Here is a 19,168-nt window from a genome sequence, read left to right on the forward strand (position 1 = left end):
CAATTATTTTCTTAAATCTGTGATCAAAACAATATGTCATTTTCTAACAAAATGCACAGAATTTGGATGAATTTTCGTTAATAATCGTATTTTTAGCCAAAATATCAAATTTGTTTTATGACAATATAGTCAAGCAAAGTTTAGTTGTTTACTCGGAAATTATGGCAAGATAGAGATTGAGTCATTAAATTGGAAAATCTGTTTAAATTCAACAGGACCAATTTAATGTCGTAGCAATAAATATATAGGTCCGATATGAATCAGCTCACGCAAGAACTCGTAGATTTACTCACGCTAGAACGACTTGAAGAAAACATTTTTAGAGGCAAAAGCCAAAATTTGGTTGGAAAACGTGTCTTTGGTGGGCAAGTTCTAGGTCAAGCGTTACGTGCTGCTTCATATACAACTGATCGCCCTGCACACTCATTGCATGCATATTTCTTATTTGGTGGAGATGTTAATGCACCCATTATTTATGAGGTAGATCGAATCCGAGATGGGCGTAGTTTTGTGAGTCGCCAAGTTCGTGCGATTCAACATGGCAAGACGATATTCATGTGTATGGTATCTTTTGCAGACCAAGAAGAGGGTCTCAATTATCAAGTTGCTGAACCCGAATACCCGCCAGTAGATGGGTTAAAATCTGAAGCTGAACTCAAGAAAATGATTGTGGATTTTGTACCAGAGAATGTACGTGCCAGCTTTATGCGTGATCGTCATGTTGAAATTAAGCCTGTAATGCCAGTGAATCCATTCCAACCACAACCTGAGGCGCCGTCTTACGCGCACTATATTCGTACACATGATCGTTTGGCTGATGATGTAGATGAAAACGCATTACATCAGGCGATCGCTGCTTTTTATTCAGACTTTACTTTGATGACAACCGCGCTTCGACCACATGGACTCAGTTATATTTCACCGAGTTTACAGTGTGCCAGCATTGACCATACCATGTACTTTCATAAACCATTTCGTGTAGATGATTGGATGCTCTATGACATGGAGGCAACGATTAGTGCAAGTTCAAGAGGATTGAACTTTGGGCGAATGTGGCAAAATGGACAATTGGTCTGTAGTACAGTACAAGAAGGTCTAATTAGAATTCGTGAAATCGAAACGCAATAAGATAATTGATCTATGCTTCAAGCCAAATCTTCAGATTTGGCTTTTTTACTTCATATTTGTATTTATAAATTATTCGTTTCGGTTGCAAAGCTAACAAGAAAAAATGATCGATTCTTGAAGTCGCTCATGGCATAGTGCGACTAATAAATCAAAATGAAAAGCACAGGACATGAGTCTAAATACGCAAATTTTAATTGCTGCAATTTTAGGTGTGGCTTTTGGCATCTTGTTAAATGTATTCCCTGATACAGCATTTTTTAACGGAAGTTTATATGGCTTAGGGATTGCCAGTAGTATTTTTATTGGTCTACTTAAACTATTACTGATTCCTCTAATTTTTAGTTCTATTGTTGTCGGAGTTTCCAATCTGCAGACTGGTGGCCAACTTGGTAGAACTTGGAAAATTACCCTTGCTTGTTGTGTCACAACCACAACGTTGGCGCTGATTTTAGGGCTTGCGTGTGCGCATCTTTTCGAGGTCGGGAAGGGTGTAGACATCACTATTTTTCAAGAGACCATGAATCAGCATCAGACGCCTGATACTTTGACTCCCTCGAGTTTTTTTACCAACTTTATCCAAAATACACTAATAAACCCGTTTAAAGCATTTGCTGAAGGTAATGTGTTAGCCGTTGTCGTTTTTGCACTTTTAATTGGGGTGGCTCTCGTTAAAGGTGGTGAAAAATTTAAAACAGTGAAAGCGTTGAGTCAGCAATTTTTTGAAATCATGATGTTGATGATTGGTTGGGTGATGAAGCTCGCACCAATAGGGATTTTTGCGTTACTGGCAAAGTTAATCGCGACGGAGGACCTATCTGTTCTGAGTCGATTAGCAGAATTTGCAGCAGTAGTCACGGGAACGACCATCTTTCATGGCCTTGTTGTTTTGCCTTTGTTGCTCTGGATTTTCGGGAGAATGAATCCAATTACATTTTTTAAGGGAACACGAGCAGCCTTGATTACGGCGTTTGCTACCAGCTCAAGTTCCGCAACCATGCCGCTATCAATGAAGTGTGCTCAGGAAAATTTAGGAGTAAGACCCCAGACTGCAGGATTTGTGATCCCTCTCGGGACACAGTTGAATATGGATGGGACGGCATTGTATGAGGCTGCGGCGGCGCTGTTTATTGCGAATTTAATGGGGCTTGACTTAACGTTAGGACAACAATTGATTGTGTGTGCGACAGCAATGATTGCATCTTTAGGGGCACCAGGTATACCTAGCGCAGGTATGGTTACCATGATTATGGTTTTACAATCAGTTGGACTCCCAGCAGAAGCAATCGCGATATTATTGCCGATTGACCGTTTGTTAGATACCGTTAGAACAGTGGTGAATGTGCAGGGGGATATGATGATTAGTGTTGTTGTAGATCGTTACACGAATCCTGATCATGAACCTATTGAAAAAAATACAGCTTAAAAGATTAGATCAGATATAAAAAAAGCAGGGATCACCCTGCTTTTTTTATTGAATACATTATGCAACTTTCAGTGCTGCACGTTCCGCTGCTGGTGACTGATTTAGATAGTTGATCGCATCTTCAGTTTTTGCTTCATGAACAGGGTCATACCAAGGCATTAAATAGCCGAGTTGTTGAGAAACAAGCCAGAATGGGTGAGGAAGTAAACCATTGTCTTTTTGGGCAATTCGTGCCCATTCACGCCAAATCCAAGGTTTGTAAACAGCTGGTTTAATTGATTTAAAGCGAGGGTCTTGACCCATAATATGAGCAGCACCATCAACCCATAAACCTAATACAGCAGTAATCACAACTACACTTTGATAATAGCGAGAAATATAACCACCGCCAAGATGACGATATAAGTCAAATGCAACGGTACGGTGTTCAATTTCCTCAGCACCATGCCATTTTACGAGATCGAGCATATTGGCATCAGCACCCAATTCTCCCCATTTTTTGTTGTACAAGGCATATTTGCCGAGGACACAAGTCATATGTTCAACAGTAGCAATAATACCTAATCTGAATAAATCCCACTGATGATCTAAGGCTTTTGGGACGTTTAGACCTAAAGGTTTATCCGCTAAAAGTTTTCCAAAAAGAAAGTCCATGATATCGAGGTTACGTTGAATATCGATATGACGTGCGCTGAGATATTCTTTATTTGCTGAATTATGTGCTTGAGCGTGCATCGCTTCTTGGCGAATAAAAGCTTTCACATCTTCTGCAAGTTTTTCATCAGTAATTTTGGGTAATACTTTGTTGTACAGACGACAAAACCAAAATTCGCCTGCTGGTAAGATATTGTTAATTTCATTGATAAAATAACTAACGAAAGGCTGATTTGGAACCCAATCTACTGGTGTATCCGCCCACTCAAATTTAACTTTACGAGGTTTGATGTGATACTCAATAGAAGATCCAATCTTACTATTTCTTAATCGAGACAATAATTTCATCACACTTTCCTGAATTTTTGTTGTGATTATCATTTTTCAGTATAAAAAAATGCCCTCAAATAACCTTAGCATTTGAGGACATTGATGTATCAATTAGTGAATGTAATGATTTAACCATTCAGTAGGGTAGATACTATTCGGCTTTGTTGGATTCTAGTTCGGTTGTTTCGCTTGGTGATTCATCATCTTGTTGAATATCATGATCAAAATCTTCATCGATGTCTGATTCACTTACTTCAGGAATTGCACTTAGATCAAATCCGTTAGGTTGCTCAAGCGTAAAATTTAAACGACCAGCAATAACGCTTGCGAGTTCTTCAAGACCTTGCTTATTGAGGGATGAGAACAATTGGATAGAGAAGTTAAGCTTCATCTTCTTTAATTGAGCTTTAACTTCTTGCAATGCTTTGGAAGCTGGACCACGATTTAACTTATCTGATTTTGTTAATAAAACATGGACAAATAATTTACGTGAATAAGCCCATTCTAACATCATGACATCGAAATGTTGTAAAGGGTGTCGTATGTCCATTAACAATACAAGCCCTTGTAAACTTTCACGATGAATGAGGTAGTTTTCAAGCTCTTTTTGCCAAACGATTTTCATGCTTTCAGGTACAGCAGCATAGCCATATCCAGGAAGGTCAACTAATCTTTGTTCGGCATTGCCCATGCTAAAAAAGTTAATCATTTGTGTGCGACCAGGTTTTTTAGACGCACGTGCAAGTTGTTTTTGATTAGTTAATGCATTAATCGCACTCGATTTACCAGCATTCGAACGACCTGCAAAAGCAATCTCATAACCTGTGTCATCGACACATAAATTCAGTTTTGGTGCACTCATTAAGAATTCGGCTTTGCGCAACCAGTTGAGCGCTTGAACCGAATATTCAGTAATCGCTGGATCGGCTTTTTTCTCATAGCTGATCTTTTGCTTTGGGGCATTTGACGCCTTACTGTTTTTCGACTTTCCTCTGCTGTGATGCATAGCTCAACTTCAATAACTCAATTTACAATCAGCTATTATAAAGGAAGTCGCGCATGCAAGCGAATACTCAATCGAATTGAGTAAATCTATGGTGTAACTTGAATGAACGGAATGGGTGAATCTGAATTGAATTTTATACCTAAGGTGGGTATAACATCCTTCAGTTTAAATTGATCTAAATGCTGATAAAACTGTTTGACTGCATGATCTAAAATGCCTTTTAAGCCACAGTCACTTCTTAATACGCATGGTGGGTTATGACACTCTACAATTTGCTGATCGCCTTGAAGTGTTCTCACTAAAGTCCCTAATGAGATATTCAGAGTTTGAGGGGCTAGACGTATACCGCCACCTTTGCCTCGAGTGGTCATTAGCCAATTTTGTTTTGCCATAAAGTGAACGATTTTCATGGCGTGGTTTTCTGAGACCTGCAATTGGTTTGCCAGCTCTGCAATGGTATAAGGCAAGTCGCGAGGTTGTGCGACATACATCAATATACGCAGGGCATAGTCGGTAAATTTATTCAGTTGCATAGATCATCATAAAAGACAGCTTATTCCTATCTTAACATTGAAAGCCCCGCGAACGGAGCTTTCAGTGATCTCTTAATATCTTATTTCGGTTGAAGATTTAGATGAATCAATTTTTTAGTGGCGCAGATACCTCAACAACATCACCTACTTGATAGTGGTTTAATAAGATATTTGCCACAGAATATTCAGTAGCTTCATCTACCGCTTTCACTGTGATTTGATACTGGTCAGCTTGTGCAGCATCAAAGCTAAATTGTTGTGGTTGGCGCATCTCTTGCCCCGGTACTTGGACTCGCACCGAAATATATTCACCTGCTTCAGCCGTCGCAATGGTGTGACCGTCTTTGGCAGCTAAAGTTAAGGTTTTGGTGTTAGCTTCAGCTTCAATCGCTGTAAGTTTAAATTCACGCCAGCCAGCCCAACCGCCATTTTGTGCAGTCAAAGCTTCATATTTTGATTTTTCAACACCAATTAAAATGTCTGCCAATTGCATATACGCGGCTTTCCAAGCAGCAATCAGATCAGAGTCCATTGGCACATCTAATACTTCGCTGATTGAATGCAGAAGGTTTTCACCCACAATCGAGTATTGATCCGCTTGAATGTCTAAACTTACGTGTTTAGTGGTAATTCGCTCAATCGCTTTTGCCAACACTGTAGGATTTTCAATATTTTCAGCATATGCCAAAACAGCAGCAGCTAAAGCACGTGGCTGACGACCAGTACTTTGATGATCCATGTTAAATGTATTTTTTAACTCGGGGTTGTTGTTCAGCATGCGATTATAGAAATAGGTCGTAAGGGCAACACCATTCTCACGCAGAACGGGAACAGTCGCTTTTACAAGTTCAATATGTTGTGGCGTCATGAGCTTCAACTTTGGCTTTATTAAAAGATATATTTAAAATACATCTTTTGGGGTCGAGCTGCAATATGACTTGCATAGAAAACCTTAAAATAATTATGGGATATTAAAATATCCCATAATGAAGTTAAAAATGATGGGTAAAGGGAGGACTATTTTTTTCCAAATAATGAGCCCAGTAGACCGCGTACAATTTTTTGCCCAGTGCTTCCGCCGAGGCTTCGTGCAGCACTTTTAGCAAACGTACCGACAATATCTTGGGTGAGTTTTTCGCGTTGTTTGGCTGCACGTTCTGCTTCTTTTTGTTGTTCACGGGCAAGGCGTTCTTGCTCTTTAGCAATTTGCTTCGCGTAGGCCTCTTGTTCCTTAGCTTGTTGTTTTGCTAACGCTTCTTGTTCGGCTTGTTGTTGACGCTGAACTACTTTGTTTTGCAGCATTTCAAAAGCACTTTCTCTATCAAGTACTTGCTCATAAACACCTGCAACCACACTGTTTGTCATGAGCGTCTTGCGCTCTTCAAGCGTGATAGGTGTAAAAGATGAATATGGGGGTATGACCCAGCCGCGTTCAACCATTTGTGGCGTGCCTTTCTCATCTAGACAGCTAATCAGCGCTTCACCAACTGCCAACTCCGTAATGGCGTCCTGTACTTTGAATGCAGGATTGGGTCTAAAAGTATCAGCTGCAGTTTTTACTGCTTTTTGATCTTTTGGTGTGAAGGCACGAAGTGCATGTTGAACACGGTTGCCCAGTTGTCCTAAAACACTTTCAGGTAAATCCAGCGGATTTTGTGTGACAAAATAAATACCTACTCCCTTAGAGCGGATTAAGCGTACCACTTGTTCGATCTTTTCTTGCAAAGCAGGGCTGGTATTGTCAAACAGTAAATGTGCTTCATCGAAGAAAAATACCAATTTCGGTTTATCCATATCACCGACTTCAGGTAATTGTTCAAACAGTTCGGAAAGCATCCACAGTAAGAAAGTCGCATACAGCTTTGGTGTGTTCATTAATTTATCGGCAGCGAGCAAATTAATATTGCCGTGACCTTGTGCATCGGTTTGGATAAAATCCATAAGGTCTAATGCAGGCTCACCAAAAAATTGATCACCGCCTTGATCGGACAGTGCTAGCAAATTACGTTGGATTGCACCCAAGCTGGCAGGAGAAAGATTGCCGTATTCTGCTTTAAAGTCAGCTGCATGCTCAGTCACATAAGTGATCATCGCCTTGAGGTCTTTAAAGTCGATCAGTAATAAACCTTGATCATCCGCGATGCGGAAAATCGCAGAAAGCACACCTTCTTGGGTGTCATTCAAATTCAGCATTCGGGCTAAAAGCAATGGACCAATTTCTGATACTGTAGTCCGAATCGGATGACCTTGTTCGCCAAATAAATCCCAAAAAACCACAGGTGATGCGCTAAATGGAATTGATTCAATATTGAGGCTCTTGATGCGTTCATCAAACTTTGAATTGCTTTCACCTGCTTTGGCAAGGCTAGATACATCACCTTTTGCATCGGCTAAAAATACTGGCACACCAATACGAGAAAAGCTCTCTGCCAAGACCTTCAAAGTGACTGTTTTACCTGTTCCTGTTGCGCCGGCAATCAAGCCATGTCGGTTTGCCAGTTGCGAATGTAAAACAATCTCTTGGGATGTATCTGAGGTTTTTTTTGCGATGACAATTGGTGTGCCCATAATTATTCCTTTTTATTTGATCTTTTGTTGTTGCATTATTTTGAGTGCTTGTTGAATATCTTCTATCAAATCGTGAGGATGTTCCAGTCCTATACAAAAACGAACCAATATTCCTTCTTCTAAATGTGGATGTGCAAGCTCACGCATTTGATCAATTTGATAGAGCATTACTAAACTCACTGGGCCACCCCAGCTAAAACCTAATTTAAACAGGTGGAGAGCATCACAAAAATTGCGTATATCTTGAAGATTATATTTTTTATCAAAAATTACACTGATCAAACCTGCGCTTAATTCTGATAGGCAAACTTCTTTCCAAAAAGTATGACCTGCAGATTTTGGATTGGCAGGGTGCAATACTTGTGCAAACTCATTTTGCTGTTGAAGCCAGCTTAATAAAGTTAGCGCTGATTTAGATTGGTGCGTATAACGGAGTTCCATTGAAGATAGGCTGCGCTGAATCTGTGCGGTGTCATCGCCTGATATAGAAATTCCTTGAATTGCATGCATGCGAAATAGCTTGTGGTATAAATCCTTGTTTTTTGTTACGACACTTCCCATGAGAATGTCACCACCACCGCTTGGATATTTGGTGAGTGCATGGACGGTAATATCGACTGCTAAGTGTTCTGTACCAAAATCAAAAGCATTAAAAGCTAGACCCGCTCCCCAAGTATTATCAAGTGCGGTAAGCATCTTATGAGCTTGAGCTTTTTTCACCAGATTCGTTAAATCTGGAAATTCAAGTGTTACAGATCCTGCAGCTTCTAACCAAATTAACTTAGCTTTATCACTTGGTTTAAAGCTCTCAACATCAATTGGGTTATAGACCTTAACGGCAATACCATAACGTGATTCTAGGTTTCGCAGATGCTCCATATTTGGACCGTAAATATTGTCAGCGACCCAAACTTCATCACCATGTGCTAAAAAACAAGAATTCACCAAGTTGATTGCAGAGAGTCCGCTTGGTGCAAGTAGGCAGTATTCTCCGCCTTCTAATTGTGCAATATTGTCGCCTAGCGTAAACGTAGTGGGGGTGCCATGCGTTCCGTAACTATAGTCATAAGCATCGGTCCAATGGCGATTGAAAAGAGCATCGGTATTTTCAAAAATGATCGTTGATGCACGATAAATAGGGGGTTGAATACTATTTAAAAGTTGAGGTGCTTTTCTAGGGCTGTGTATGAGTTGAGTTTGCGTATTTATTTTCACAATTTACCTGTATAAACCGTCATTTTATAACTAACAAAACATACTACTAAAAAACTGCATAGCTGTGCTTTGTTTAAAATTATTTAACAACCTATAGGTTGGCTTCATTTTTGCAACTGCTAGTGCAATATAAGAATAGTTCGGGTTGGAAAATGAAGCCATTAAAAGTGCATTACTTTCAGCATATTGCTGGTGAAGGGTTCGGAAGTTGTTATGAATATTTAAAATCAATTGGAGCGCAAATTAGTGCTACGGAGTTTTTTGCATTACCTGTTGAGATGGCATTAGAAATCGAGGCGTTACCAGCAATTGAAGATATTGATTTACTAATCATCATGGGTGGAGCAATGAGTGTAAATGATGAGGTAAATTATCCATGGCTAAAAATAGAAAAAAGATGGATCCGTCGATATTTATCACTGGGCAAGCCTGCAATTGGTTTGTGTCTCGGAGGTCAGCTTATAGCCAATGCTTTGGGAGCAAGTGTACGTTTAAATGAACAACAAGAGTTAGGTTGGACTAAAGTCTTCAGAACTCAACATGGTTTATCAGATTACTTTGAAATACCTAAAGAATTGGAAATAATGCAATGGCACAGTGAGACTTTTGAGATTCCTAAAGGAGGCGTCAGACTGGCTGAAAATAATGTGTGTGCAAACCAAATGTACCAAATTGGAAAGAATGTGCTGGGTTTTCAGTTTCATCCAGAAATAACGCCGAAAGTTTTACAAATGTATATTGAGAATGAAGAGCATGAAAAGGTATTTTCTGGCGCTTATGTACAATCTTTAGATACCTTAAAACAAACAAAAAAAACGAGGTTTCATAAAGGGAATGAATTGCTGATCGATGCAATTAATTATGTATTGGGGTTCGGGCAGGGTGTACAAAAGAAAGCCGCCAACGCTTAACCGTAAATTGAGAAAAAATGATAAATAGGTTTGCTTAACAGTTAAACAATCGTTATAATGGGCGACCCTTTGATATTAAGGGCTAAACAACGTTGATTGTTGTTTAGATCGTTACAGTCGTGGCATCGATCACGACCTTAGTGATTTTCACTGCCTCTGACACTTGCCTTGTTTTCGGACAGGGGGAGATGCGTCATGGGTGATTCTTTATATATTTGGCTTGGAGTTTACTGGTATGTCTAACCAGAGAATCCGTATCCGTTTGAAGTCTTTTGATCACCGTTTAATTGATCAATCTTCTCAAGAGATCGTAGAAACAGCAAAACGTACTGGCGCACAAGTTTGTGGTCCAATCCCGATGCCAACTCGCATCGAGCGTTTTAACGTTCTAACTTCACCGCACGTTAACAAAGACGCGCGTGATCAGTATGAAATCCGCACTTACAAACGTTTGATCGACATCGTTCAACCTACAGACAAAACTGTAGATGCATTGATGAAATTAGATCTTGCAGCTGGTGTAGACGTTCAGATCGCATTGGGTTAAGGCTTTCGGTTAATTAACACTCTAAGTTAATTAAGCCGCTTTTTTAGAGGTTTATGCACATGGCTATTGGTTTAGTCGGTCGCAAGTGCGGTATGACACGTATCTTTACAGATGCTGGTGTTTCTGTACCTGTTACAGTGATTGAGGTTGATCCTAACCGCATCACTCAAATCAAAACGCTTGAAACTGATGGTTATCAAGCGATTCAAATCACTACTGGTGAACGTCGCGAATCTCGCGTTACTAATGCTCAGAAAGGTCACTTCGCTAAAGCGGGTGTTGCTGCTGGTCGTTTAGTTCAAGAGTTCCGTGTTACAGAAGCTGATCTTGAAGGTCGTGAAGTTGGCGGAACTATCGGTGTAGATTTGTTCACAGTGGGTCAAATCGTTGACGTAACTGGTCAGTCTAAAGGTAAAGGTTTCCAAGGTGGTGTTAAGCGTTGGAACTTCCGTACTCAAGACGCTACTCACGGTAACTCTGTTTCTCACCGTGTTCTAGGTTCTACAGGTCAAAACCAGACTCCTGGTCGCGTATTCAAAGGCAAAAAAATGGCTGGCCATTTAGGTGCTGAACGCGTAACTACACAGGGTCTTGAAATCGTTGCTATCGATACAGAACGTTCAGTTCTTGTAGTTAAAGGCGCGGTTCCTGGTGCTACCGGTGGTGACGTAACTGTTCGTCCTACTATCAAGGCTTGAGGGGAAATAACGTGAATTTAAATACTGTTTCCGGCTCTGCTGTTGAATTATCAGAAGTTGCGTTCGGTCGTGAATTCAATGAAGCTCTTGTACACCAAGTTGTTACAGCTTATTTAGCTGGTGGTCGTCAAGGTTCAAAAGCTCAGAAATCACGTGCGGACGTTTCTGGCGGTGGTAAAAAACCATTCCGTCAAAAAGGTACTGGTCGCGCTCGTGCTGGTTCTATTCGTAGCCCAATCTGGGTTGGCGGTGGTAAAACTTTTGCTGCTCGTCCACAAGACTGGTCTCAAAAAGTAAACCGTAAAATGTATCGCGGTGCTATGCAATGCATCCTGGCTGAACTTGTTCGTCAAGATCGCTTAGTTTTAGTTGAAGAGTTTGCTGTAGCTGCTCCAAAAACTAAAGAATTGCTTGCAAAACTTAACGACTTGAATGCTACTCGTGCATTAATCGTTACTGATGCTGTTGATGAGAACTTGTATCTAGCTGCTCGTAACCTTCCACACGTTGATGTGGTTGATGCTGCTGCTATCGATCCTGTTAGCTTGATCGCGTTCGATAAAGTTGTTATGTCTGTAGCTGCTGCTAAGAAAATTGAGGTAGAACTCGGATGAACAACGAACGTATCTATCAAGTCCTAAAAGGACCTGTATTCTCAGAAAAAGCACAAGTTTTAGGTGAAACTGCTGGTGTTCAAGTGTTTAAAGTTGCTATCGATGCAAACAAACTTGAAATCAAAAAAGCAGTTGAACAATTATTTGGTGTAGAAGTTGTTAAAGTTAACACGACTATCACTAAAGGTAAGACTAAACGCTTTGGTAAAACTATCGGACGTCGTTCTGATGTTAAAAAAGCATACGTCACCCTGAAAGCTGGCCAAGATGTAGAAATGGCTGACTTGGGCGATACCGCTGAAAGCACAGCGGAATAAGGACGAGAATTATGCCTATTCAAAAATGTAAGCCAACGTCTCCAGGACGTCGCTTTGTAGAGAAAGTCGTTCACGACCATCTTCACAAAGGTGCGCCTTATGCTCCGTTGGTAGAAGCTAAAAAACGTACTGGTGGTCGTAATAACAACGGTCACATTACTACACGTCACGTTGGTGGTGGTCACAAGCAACATTACCGTATTGTTGACTTTAAACGTAACAAAGATGGCATTCCTGCGACTGTAGAGCGTATCGAATACGATCCTAACCGTACTGCACACATTGCATTAGTTTTGTATGCTGACGGTGAGCGTCGTTATATCATTGCGCCTAAAGGTCTACGTGCTGGTGATAAAGTTCAATCTGGTAACGATGCTCCAATTCGTCCAGGTAACTGCTTACCACTTCGTAACATGCCTATCGGTTCTACTCTTCACAATATCGAGCTTAAAATCGGTAAAGGCGCACAATTAGTGCGTTCTGCTGGTGCTTCTGCTCAGTTATTGGGTCGTGACGGTTCTTACGCAATTATTCGTCTACGTTCTGGCGAAATGCGTAAAGTACACGTTGAATGTCGCGCAGTTCTTGGTGAAGTTTCTAACCAAGAAAGCAACTTACGTTCACTAGGTAAAGCTGGTGCTTCACGCTGGCGTGGTGTTCGTCCTACCGTTCGTGGTATGGCGATGAACCCGGTAGATCACCCACATGGTGGTGGTGAAGGGCGTAACAAAGGTATTCAACCTGTAAGCCCATGGGGTCAAAAAGCTAAAGGGTACAAGACACGTACCAATAAGCGTACGACTAAGATGATCATTCGCGACCGTCGCGTTAAGTAACAAGTAAAGGAATCTGACAATGCCTCGTTCTCTGAAAAAAGGCCCATTCGTCGATGCGCACTTGTTCGCTAAGGTTGAAGCGGCTATCGCGGCTAATAACCGTAAGCCGATCAAAACTTGGTCGCGTCGTTCGATGATCCTCCCGGATTTTGTTGGTTTAACAATTTCTGTACACAATGGTCGTAACCATGTTCCGGTAATCGTATCTGAGCATATGGTTGGTCACAAGCTTGGTGAATTTGCACCGACTCGTACTTACCGTGGTCACGGTGTTGACAAGAAATCTAAACGTTAATAGGTGCTATGATGGAAGTAACTGCTAAATTACGCGGTGCCGCTATCTCGGCACAAAAAGCTCGTTTGGTTGCAGACTTGATTCGCGGCAAATCTGTTGCGCACGCTCTTAACATCCTAAACTTCAGCAACAAAAAAGCTGCAGTTTTAGTTAAGAAAGCGTTGGAATCTGCGATTGCAAACGCTGAACATAATAACAGTTTAGATGTAGACGATCTTAAAGTTTCTACGATCTACGTTGATGAAGGCATGAGCCTTAAACGTATTTTGCCACGTGCTAAAGGCCGTGCAGATCGTATTACTAAGCGTACTTGTCACATCACCGTTAAGGTAGGGGTTTGATATGGGTCAGAAGGTTCATCCAATCGGTATCCGCCTAGGTGTTGTGAAACGTCATAACGCTAACTGGTATGCGAATCCGAAACAATACGCTGAATACTTGCTTAAAGATCTTCAAGTTCGTGAGTTTTTGAATAAAAAACTCAAGAATGCGATGGTAAGCAATATTCTTATCGAACGTCCAACAGGTGCTGCTAAAGTAACAATTAGCACTGCTCGTCCTGGTATCGTAATCGGTAAAAAAGGCGAAGACATTGAAAAATTACAGCGCGAACTTACCAATATTATGGGTGTTCCAGCGCAAGTAAGCATCAACGAAATTGATCGTCCAGATTTAGACGCTCGTCTAGTTGGTGAAGCAATTGCTTCTCAATTAGAAAAACGTGTAATGTTCCGTCGTGCTATGAAGCGTGCGGTTCAAAACACTATGCGTGCTGGTGCGAAAGGTATCAAAGTTGAAGTTTCTGGTCGTTTAGGCGGTGCAGAGATTGCACGTACTGAATGGTATCGTGAAGGTCGTGTACCTCTACATACTCTTCGTGCTGACATCGACTATTCAGCGGTTCGCGCAGAAACTACTTACGGTACGATCGGCGTTAAAGTTTGGATCTTCCGTGGTGAGATCTTGGGCGGCATGAAACAAGTCATGAACCCAGCTCCAGCTGAAGAACGTCCAGCTAAACGTGGTCGCGGTCGTGGTGAAGGTCAAGAGCGTCGTGGTCGTCGCAATGATCGTTCTGCTGAAAAAGGAGAATAATCCATGTTGCAACCTAAACGTACTAAATTCCGTAAAGTGCAAAAAGGCCGTAACACTGGTCTAGCACATCGCGGTAGCACAGTATCTTTTGGTACTATCGCACTTAAATCAGTTGAACGTGGTCGCATGACTGCGCGTCAAATTGAAGCAGCGCGTCGTACAATCAGCCGTCGTGTAAAACGTGGTGGTAAGATCTTTATCCGTGTATTCCCGGACAAACCAATTACTGAAAAACCATTAGAAGTTCGTATGGGTAAAGGTAAAGGTTCTGTGGAATATTGGGTTTGTGAAATCAAACCAGGTAAGATCCTGTACGAAATGGAAGGTGTGAACGAAGAATTAGCGCGTGAAGCATTTACGCTTGCTGCTGCTAAACTTCCGTTTAAAACCACTATCGTGACTCGGACGGTAATGTAATGAAAACTAAAGATCTACGTGAAAAGTCGGTAGAAGAATTGACAGCTTTGCTTGATGAGCAACAGTTGAACCAATTCCGTCTTCGCATGGCTAAAGCAACTGGTCAATTGGGTAAATCGCACGAAGTGCAATTAACTCGTAAAACTATTGCTCGCATCAAGACCCTCCTTACCGAAAAACAGGGGAACGCACAATGAGTGAGCAAACAGTTCGCACGTTAACAGGCAAAGTAGTAAGCGACAAGATGGACAAGTCTATCGTTGTTCTTATCGAACGCCGCGTTCAACACCCGTTGTATGGCAAATCAATCCGCCGTTCAACAAAATTACACGCTCATGATGAGAACAACACTGCTAAAACTGGCGATGTTGTAACTATCAAAGAAAGCCGCCCAATTTCTAAAACTAAGTCTTGGACTTTAGTTGAAGTTGTTGAAGCAGCTGCTGAGTAAATAACGTTCTTGTTGCATCATCGGTCAATTTCGAGTACTCTTTGAGCCTTTCGAAATTGTGACCGGTGATGCTCGGTTTTGGAGTAGGGCAATGATTCAGACCGAAACTATGCTCGACGTAGCAGACAACAGTGGTGCTCGCCGCGTACAATGTATTAAAGTACTTGGTGGTTCACATCGTCGTTATGCTTCAGTTGGCGACATTATTAAAGTTACTGTAAAAGAAGCAATTCCACGTGGCCGTGTTAAAAAAGGCGACGTAATGAATGCAGTAGTTGTACGTACAAAATTCGGTATCCGTCGTCCAGATGGTTCTGTTATTCGTTTCGATGATAACGCTGCTGTTATTTTGAACAACAACAAAGCTCCGATTGCTACTCGTATTTTCGGACCAGTGACTCGTGAACTTCGTACTGAACAGTTCATGAAAATCATTTCATTGGCTCCTGAAGTTCTATAATAGAGGCAATCATGGCTAAGATTAAAAAAGGCGATCAAGTAATCGTGATCGCAGGTAAAGAAAAAGGCAAACAAGGTACTGTTTTGTCTGTTTCTAATGACCGAGTTAAGGTTGAAGGTCTTAACTTAGTTAAGAAGCATCAAAAGCCTAACCGTGCAACAGGTGCTGAAGGCGCTATCGTTACACAAGAAGCTTTGCTTCATATCTCTAACGTGGCAATTTTTAATGCTACAACCCAAAAGGCTGACCGTGTTGGTTACCAAGTGATTGATGGCGTGAAAACTCGCGTTTACAAATCAAATGGTGAATCAGTGGCGGTAGCGAAGTAATAGGTTGAAATAGGCAATGGCCAGACTTAAAGCGCGTTACAACGACGAACTTAAAGCTCAATTACAAGAACAATTGGGCGTTAAGAATGTGATGGAGATCCCTCGCATCACTAAAATCACGATCAATATGGGTGTTGGTGCAGCTGCTGCTGACAAAAAACTCCTTGATGGTGCTCTTTCTGATATGCAAGCTATCGCTGGTCAAAAACCAGTTCTTACGTTAGCTCGTAAATCTATCGCTGGTTTCAAAATCCGTGATGGTTGGCCGATTGGTTGTAAAGTTACTTTACGCGGCGAACGCATGTACGAATTCTTAGACCGTTTGATCTCTATCGCGATCCCTCGTATCCGTGACTTCCGTGGTTTCTCTGCGAAATCATTTGACGGTCGTGGTAACTACTCTATGGGTCTTAAAGAACAGATCATGTTCCCTGAGATCGATTTTGATAAGATTGACCGTATTCGTGGTATGGATATTACCATCACTACGACTGCTCGCACCGATGACGAAGGCCGTGCGCTTATGCGTGCATTCGGCTTCCCGTTCAAATAAGAGGTCGATATGGCTAAGAAAGGTATGATTAATCGCGAATTGAAACGCGAAGCTACTGTTGCTAAATACGCTGCAAAACGTGCTGAATTAAAAGCTGTTATTGCAAACGTAAATGCAAGCGACGAAGAGCGTTTCGAAGCGATGATGAAGTTACAAGCATTACCACGTAATGCATCTCCAGTACGTCTTCGTAACCGTTGTGGTTTAACTGGTCGTCCTCATGGTTACTTCCGTAAGTTCGGTTTAAGCCGTAACAAATTACGTGACACAGTAATGCAAGGTGATGTGCCAGGCGTTGTTAAGGCAAGCTGGTAAGGAGCACTATAAATGAGTATGCAAGATACCGTTGCCGACATGTTAACACGTGTTCGTAACGCACAAATGGCGAAGAAACAAACTGTTTCTATGCCAAACTCAAAGTTAAAAGTTGCGATTGCTAACGTTCTTCAACAAGAAGGTTATATCGCTGACGTAGCTGTTGCGGATGCTGAAGGCAAACCAACACTTACTTTGACTTTAAAATATTTCGAAGGCAAACCAGTTATTGAAACTGTGAAGCGCGTTAGCCGTCCAGGTTTACGTCAATATCGCGGTAAAGATAACCTTCCAAGCGTTAAGCAAGGTTTAGGTATTGCAATTGTTTCTACAAGCAAAGGCATCATGACTGATCGCGCTGCACGTGCTGCAGGTATCGGTGGTGAAGTTATTGCTTTTGTTTCTTAATAGGTGATTCCTCATGTCTCGTGTGGCTAAAGCCCCAGTAACTGTACCTAACGGTGTAACAGTTACTCAGAACGGCCGGCAGGTCGAAGTGAAAGGCAGCAAAGGTACTTTGTCTTTCAACCTGCATGCGCTGGTCGAGCTAAAACAGGAAGACGGTATTCTAGCTGTTGCTCCTAAAGCTGAATCTAAAGATGCTTGGATGCAAGCTGGTACTGCTCGCGCTGTGCTTAACAACCTTGTTAAAGGTGTTAGCGAAGGTTTCGAACGTAAGTTACAACTTATCGGTGTTGGTTATAAAGCTGCGGTTAAAGGGAACACAGTTCACCTTAACCTAGGTTTCTCTCACCCGATCGATTACAACCTTCCTGAAGGTGTAACTGCTGAAACTCCTACAGCTACTGAAATCGTGCTTAAATCTGCTGATAAAGCAGCTTTAGGTCAAGTTGCTGCAGATATCCGTGGTTACCGTCCGCCAGAGCCATATAAAGGTAAAGGTGTTCGTTATTCTGATGAAGTTGTACTTCGTAAAGAAGCTAAGAAGAAATAAGGCGCGAGGTTCTTATGAACGAAAAGAAACAAACCCGTTTGCGTCGTGCGAAAAGCACACGCTTGCACATCCGTGCATTGGGTGCGACTCGTTTGTGTGTAAACCGCACTCCGCGTCACATCTATGCTCAAGTAATCTCAGCAGATGGTGGCAAAGTATTAGCGCAAGCTTCTACTTTAGATGCTACGTTACGTAGTGGTACTACAGGTAACGTTGAAGCAGCTACTAAAGTTGGTGCTTTAATCGCTGAACGTGCTAAAGCAGCTGGCGTAACTAAAGTTGCATTTGACCGTTCTGGTTTCAAATATCATGGTCGTATCAAAGCCTTGGCTGATGCTGCTCGTGAAAACGGCTTGGAGTTCTAATCATGGCTAAAGTTGAACAAAACGAAGGTCTTGTTGAAAAGCTGGTTGCCGTTGATCGTGTAGCCAAAGTTGTTAAGGGTGGTCGTATCTTCTCTTTCACAGCATTAACTGTTGTGGGTGATGGTAATGGTCGCGTAGGTTTTGGTCGTGGTAAAGCTCGTGAAGTTCCAGCTGCTATTTCTAAAGCACTTGAAGCTGCTCGTCGCAACATGATTACTGTTGAACTTGTTGATGGTACTGTTCAGCACCCTATCAACGCTCGTCACGGTGCTAGCCGTGTTTACATGCAACCTGCTTCTGAAGGTACTGGTGTAATTGCTGGTGGCGCTATGCGTGCTGTTTTAGAAGCTGTTGGTGTACGTAACGTATTAACTAAATGTTATGGTTCTACTAACGCTGCGAACGTAGTAAACGCGACTTTCAATGGTCTGCGTGATATGACTTCTCCTGAGAAAGTTGCTGCGAAACGTGGTCTTTCAGTAGCACAAATTCAAGGGTAATCAATCATGAAAACGATTAAAGTTACCCAGACTAAATCTGCATCGCATCGCTTGAAAAATCACAAGCTTAGCCTTAAAGGTTTAGGTCTGCGTCGTATTGGTCACACTGTAGAAGTTCAAGATACTCCTTCTAACCGTGGTATGATCAATCAAGTTTACTATATGGTTAGTGTAGAGGAATAAGCCATGACTCTGCGTTTAAATACAATTGCACCTGCAGAAGGTGCTAAACGTGATAACCTTCGTTTAGGCCGTGGTATTGGTTCTGGCGTTGGTAAGACTGGTGGCCGTGGTGTCAAAGGTCAAAACTCACGTAAGAGCGGTGGTACTCGTCCAGGTTTTGAGGGTGGTCAAACTGCATTATATCGTCGTCTACCTAAGTTCGGTTTCACTAGCCAATTGGCTTTGAAAACTGCTGAAGTACGTTTGTCTGAACTTAACAAAGTTGAAGGCGATATCGTTACTCTTGAAACTTTAAAAGCAGCGAACGTTGTACGTAAAGATATGATTCGTGCTCGTATCGTTCTTTCTGGTGAAATCACTCGTGCATTCACTGTTCAAGGTGTTGCATTGACTAAAGGCGCTAAAGCTGCTGTTGAAGCTGCTGGCGGTAAAGTCGAGGAGTAATCGCGAGTGTCTATGTCTCCTAGTTC

Annotated in this window: 29 protein-coding genes and 1 pseudogene; 24 read left to right on the forward strand and 6 right to left on the reverse strand. The window is 41.8% G+C overall.

Annotated elements, in window-relative coordinates; all coding sequences use genetic code 11:
- The first annotated feature begins 255 nt into the window (after positions 1 to 255).
- Positions 256 to 1,128, forward strand: coding sequence for an acyl-CoA thioesterase (locus tag AC1M9P_RS03970; protein WP_035265059.1), 873 nt, complete (start codon positions 256 to 258; stop codon positions 1,126 to 1,128).
- 169 nt (positions 1,129 to 1,297) lie between these two features.
- Entirely contained in the window at positions 1,298 to 2,551 is a 1,254-nt protein-coding gene (locus AC1M9P_RS03975; protein WP_481586783.1) for a dicarboxylate/amino acid:cation symporter, read from the forward strand.
- 57 nt (positions 2,552 to 2,608) lie between these two features.
- On the opposite strand, the gene AC1M9P_RS03980 is transcribed toward AC1M9P_RS03975, so the two are convergent.
- The 6 genes from AC1M9P_RS03980 to AC1M9P_RS04005 all read right to left on the reverse strand — a co-directional run bounded on the left by AC1M9P_RS03980 (position 2,609) and on the right by AC1M9P_RS04005 (position 8,857).
- Positions 2,609 to 3,553, reverse strand: a complete 945-nt coding sequence (locus tag AC1M9P_RS03980) for a metal-dependent hydrolase (RefSeq protein WP_481586784.1) — start codon at positions 3,551 to 3,553, stop codon at positions 2,609 to 2,611.
- Positions 3,554 to 3,686: 133 nt separating this feature from the next.
- Entirely contained in the window at positions 3,687 to 4,541 is an 855-nt protein-coding gene (gene yihA / locus AC1M9P_RS03985; protein ID WP_180028257.1) for a ribosome biogenesis GTP-binding protein YihA/YsxC, read from the reverse strand.
- Between the two features lie 86 nt (positions 4,542 to 4,627).
- Entirely contained in the window at positions 4,628 to 5,074 is a 447-nt protein-coding gene (locus tag AC1M9P_RS03990) for an RrF2 family transcriptional regulator (protein WP_481586785.1), read from the reverse strand.
- Between the two features lie 106 nt (positions 5,075 to 5,180).
- Entirely contained in the window at positions 5,181 to 5,942 is a 762-nt protein-coding gene (locus AC1M9P_RS03995) for a globin domain-containing protein (RefSeq protein WP_481586786.1), read from the reverse strand.
- A gap of 149 nt (positions 5,943 to 6,091) precedes the next feature.
- Complete coding sequence (locus AC1M9P_RS04000) at positions 6,092 to 7,642, reverse strand: helicase HerA-like domain-containing protein (protein WP_481586787.1); 1,551 nt, start codon at positions 7,640 to 7,642, stop codon at positions 6,092 to 6,094.
- A 12-nt stretch (positions 7,643 to 7,654) separates the two neighbouring features.
- Positions 7,655 to 8,857 (reverse strand): PLP-dependent transferase, encoded by a 1,203-nt coding sequence (locus tag AC1M9P_RS04005; RefSeq protein ID WP_481586788.1) that lies wholly within the window; start codon positions 8,855 to 8,857, stop codon positions 7,655 to 7,657.
- Between the two features lie 152 nt (positions 8,858 to 9,009).
- Between AC1M9P_RS04005 and AC1M9P_RS04010 the strand changes: the two genes are divergently transcribed.
- The 22 genes and pseudogenes from AC1M9P_RS04010 (at position 9,010) to rplO (ending at position 19,142) form a co-directional block, all read left to right on the forward strand.
- Complete coding sequence (locus AC1M9P_RS04010; protein ID WP_481586789.1) at positions 9,010 to 9,768, forward strand: type 1 glutamine amidotransferase; 759 nt, start codon at positions 9,010 to 9,012, stop codon at positions 9,766 to 9,768.
- A 235-nt stretch (positions 9,769 to 10,003) separates the two neighbouring features.
- Entirely contained in the window at positions 10,004 to 10,315 is a 312-nt protein-coding gene (gene rpsJ, locus AC1M9P_RS04015; protein ID WP_004725677.1) for a 30S ribosomal protein S10, read from the forward strand.
- A 59-nt stretch (positions 10,316 to 10,374) separates the two neighbouring features.
- Positions 10,375 to 11,013 carry a 50S ribosomal protein L3 gene (gene rplC / locus AC1M9P_RS04020; RefSeq protein ID WP_035265091.1) on the forward strand — a complete coding sequence of 213 codons (639 nt, stop codon included), beginning with the start codon at positions 10,375 to 10,377 and terminating at the stop codon, positions 11,011 to 11,013.
- An 11-nt stretch (positions 11,014 to 11,024) separates the two neighbouring features.
- Complete coding sequence (gene rplD / locus AC1M9P_RS04025; protein WP_035265093.1) at positions 11,025 to 11,627, forward strand: 50S ribosomal protein L4; 603 nt, start codon at positions 11,025 to 11,027, stop codon at positions 11,625 to 11,627.
- Positions 11,624 to 11,944, forward strand: a complete 321-nt coding sequence (gene rplW, locus AC1M9P_RS04030; protein WP_035265097.1) for a 50S ribosomal protein L23 — start codon at positions 11,624 to 11,626, stop codon at positions 11,942 to 11,944. The genes rplD and rplW overlap by 4 nt, the downstream gene beginning before the upstream one ends.
- Positions 11,945 to 11,955: 11 nt before the next feature.
- On the forward strand, positions 11,956 to 12,780 hold the full coding sequence (gene rplB / locus AC1M9P_RS04035) for a 50S ribosomal protein L2 (RefSeq protein ID WP_035265099.1): 825 nt from the start codon (positions 11,956 to 11,958) through the stop codon (positions 12,778 to 12,780).
- Between the two features lie 19 nt (positions 12,781 to 12,799).
- A complete protein-coding gene (gene rpsS / locus AC1M9P_RS04040) occupies positions 12,800 to 13,075 on the forward strand; it encodes a 30S ribosomal protein S19 (protein WP_004281508.1) in 276 nt (91 codons plus the stop codon).
- 11 nt (positions 13,076 to 13,086) lie between these two features.
- Positions 13,087 to 13,416, forward strand: a complete 330-nt coding sequence (gene rplV, locus AC1M9P_RS04045; protein WP_035265103.1) for a 50S ribosomal protein L22 — start codon at positions 13,087 to 13,089, stop codon at positions 13,414 to 13,416.
- 1 nt (position 13,417) lies between these two features.
- Positions 13,418 to 14,234, forward strand: a pseudogene (rpsC, locus tag AC1M9P_RS04050) (30S ribosomal protein S3).
- Entirely contained in the window at positions 14,174 to 14,587 is a 414-nt protein-coding gene (rplP, locus tag AC1M9P_RS04055) for a 50S ribosomal protein L16 (RefSeq protein ID WP_035265110.1), read from the forward strand. The pseudogene rpsC and the gene rplP overlap by 61 nt, the downstream one beginning before the upstream one ends.
- A complete protein-coding gene (gene rpmC / locus AC1M9P_RS04060) occupies positions 14,587 to 14,784 on the forward strand; it encodes a 50S ribosomal protein L29 (protein WP_035265113.1) in 198 nt (65 codons plus the stop codon). Before rplP ends, rpmC begins: the two co-directional genes overlap by 1 nt.
- Complete coding sequence (gene rpsQ / locus AC1M9P_RS04065) at positions 14,781 to 15,038, forward strand: 30S ribosomal protein S17 (protein WP_004691314.1); 258 nt, start codon at positions 14,781 to 14,783, stop codon at positions 15,036 to 15,038. Before rpmC ends, rpsQ begins: the two co-directional genes overlap by 4 nt.
- 91 nt (positions 15,039 to 15,129) lie before the next feature.
- Positions 15,130 to 15,498: a 50S ribosomal protein L14 gene (gene rplN, locus AC1M9P_RS04070; RefSeq protein WP_035265119.1), complete on the forward strand. Its 369-nt coding sequence runs from the start codon at positions 15,130 to 15,132 to the stop codon at positions 15,496 to 15,498.
- Positions 15,499 to 15,509: 11 nt separating this feature from the next.
- The gene (rplX, locus tag AC1M9P_RS04075) at positions 15,510 to 15,827 is read left to right on the forward strand and encodes a 50S ribosomal protein L24 (protein ID WP_035265122.1); all 318 of its coding nucleotides are present in this window, start codon (positions 15,510 to 15,512) and stop codon (positions 15,825 to 15,827) included.
- Positions 15,828 to 15,843: 16 nt separating this feature from the next.
- Positions 15,844 to 16,380, forward strand: coding sequence for a 50S ribosomal protein L5 (rplE, locus tag AC1M9P_RS04080; protein ID WP_004809796.1), 537 nt, complete (start codon positions 15,844 to 15,846; stop codon positions 16,378 to 16,380).
- A 9-nt stretch (positions 16,381 to 16,389) separates the two neighbouring features.
- Complete coding sequence (gene rpsN, locus AC1M9P_RS04085) at positions 16,390 to 16,695, forward strand: 30S ribosomal protein S14 (RefSeq protein ID WP_067731180.1); 306 nt, start codon at positions 16,390 to 16,392, stop codon at positions 16,693 to 16,695.
- A 12-nt stretch (positions 16,696 to 16,707) separates the two neighbouring features.
- Positions 16,708 to 17,103 (forward strand): 30S ribosomal protein S8, encoded by a 396-nt coding sequence (gene rpsH, locus AC1M9P_RS04090; RefSeq protein WP_035265132.1) that lies wholly within the window; start codon positions 16,708 to 16,710, stop codon positions 17,101 to 17,103.
- 13 nt (positions 17,104 to 17,116) lie between these two features.
- Positions 17,117 to 17,650, forward strand: a complete 534-nt coding sequence (gene rplF / locus AC1M9P_RS04095; protein WP_035265135.1) for a 50S ribosomal protein L6 — start codon at positions 17,117 to 17,119, stop codon at positions 17,648 to 17,650.
- A gap of 14 nt (positions 17,651 to 17,664) precedes the next feature.
- Positions 17,665 to 18,015 carry a 50S ribosomal protein L18 gene (gene rplR, locus AC1M9P_RS04100; RefSeq protein ID WP_035265138.1) on the forward strand — a complete coding sequence of 117 codons (351 nt, stop codon included), beginning with the start codon at positions 17,665 to 17,667 and terminating at the stop codon, positions 18,013 to 18,015.
- A 2-nt stretch (positions 18,016 to 18,017) separates the two neighbouring features.
- On the forward strand, positions 18,018 to 18,515 hold the full coding sequence (rpsE, locus tag AC1M9P_RS04105; protein ID WP_035265141.1) for a 30S ribosomal protein S5: 498 nt from the start codon (positions 18,018 to 18,020) through the stop codon (positions 18,513 to 18,515).
- Between the two features lie 6 nt (positions 18,516 to 18,521).
- Positions 18,522 to 18,698 (forward strand): 50S ribosomal protein L30, encoded by a 177-nt coding sequence (gene rpmD, locus AC1M9P_RS04110; RefSeq protein WP_004786899.1) that lies wholly within the window; start codon positions 18,522 to 18,524, stop codon positions 18,696 to 18,698.
- 3 nt (positions 18,699 to 18,701) lie between these two features.
- A complete protein-coding gene (gene rplO, locus AC1M9P_RS04115; protein ID WP_481586790.1) occupies positions 18,702 to 19,142 on the forward strand; it encodes a 50S ribosomal protein L15 in 441 nt (146 codons plus the stop codon).
- Positions 19,143 to 19,168 lie beyond the last annotated feature (26 nt).

The sequence above is a fragment of the Acinetobacter sp. 25-47-122 genome (genome assembly GCF_056779695.1).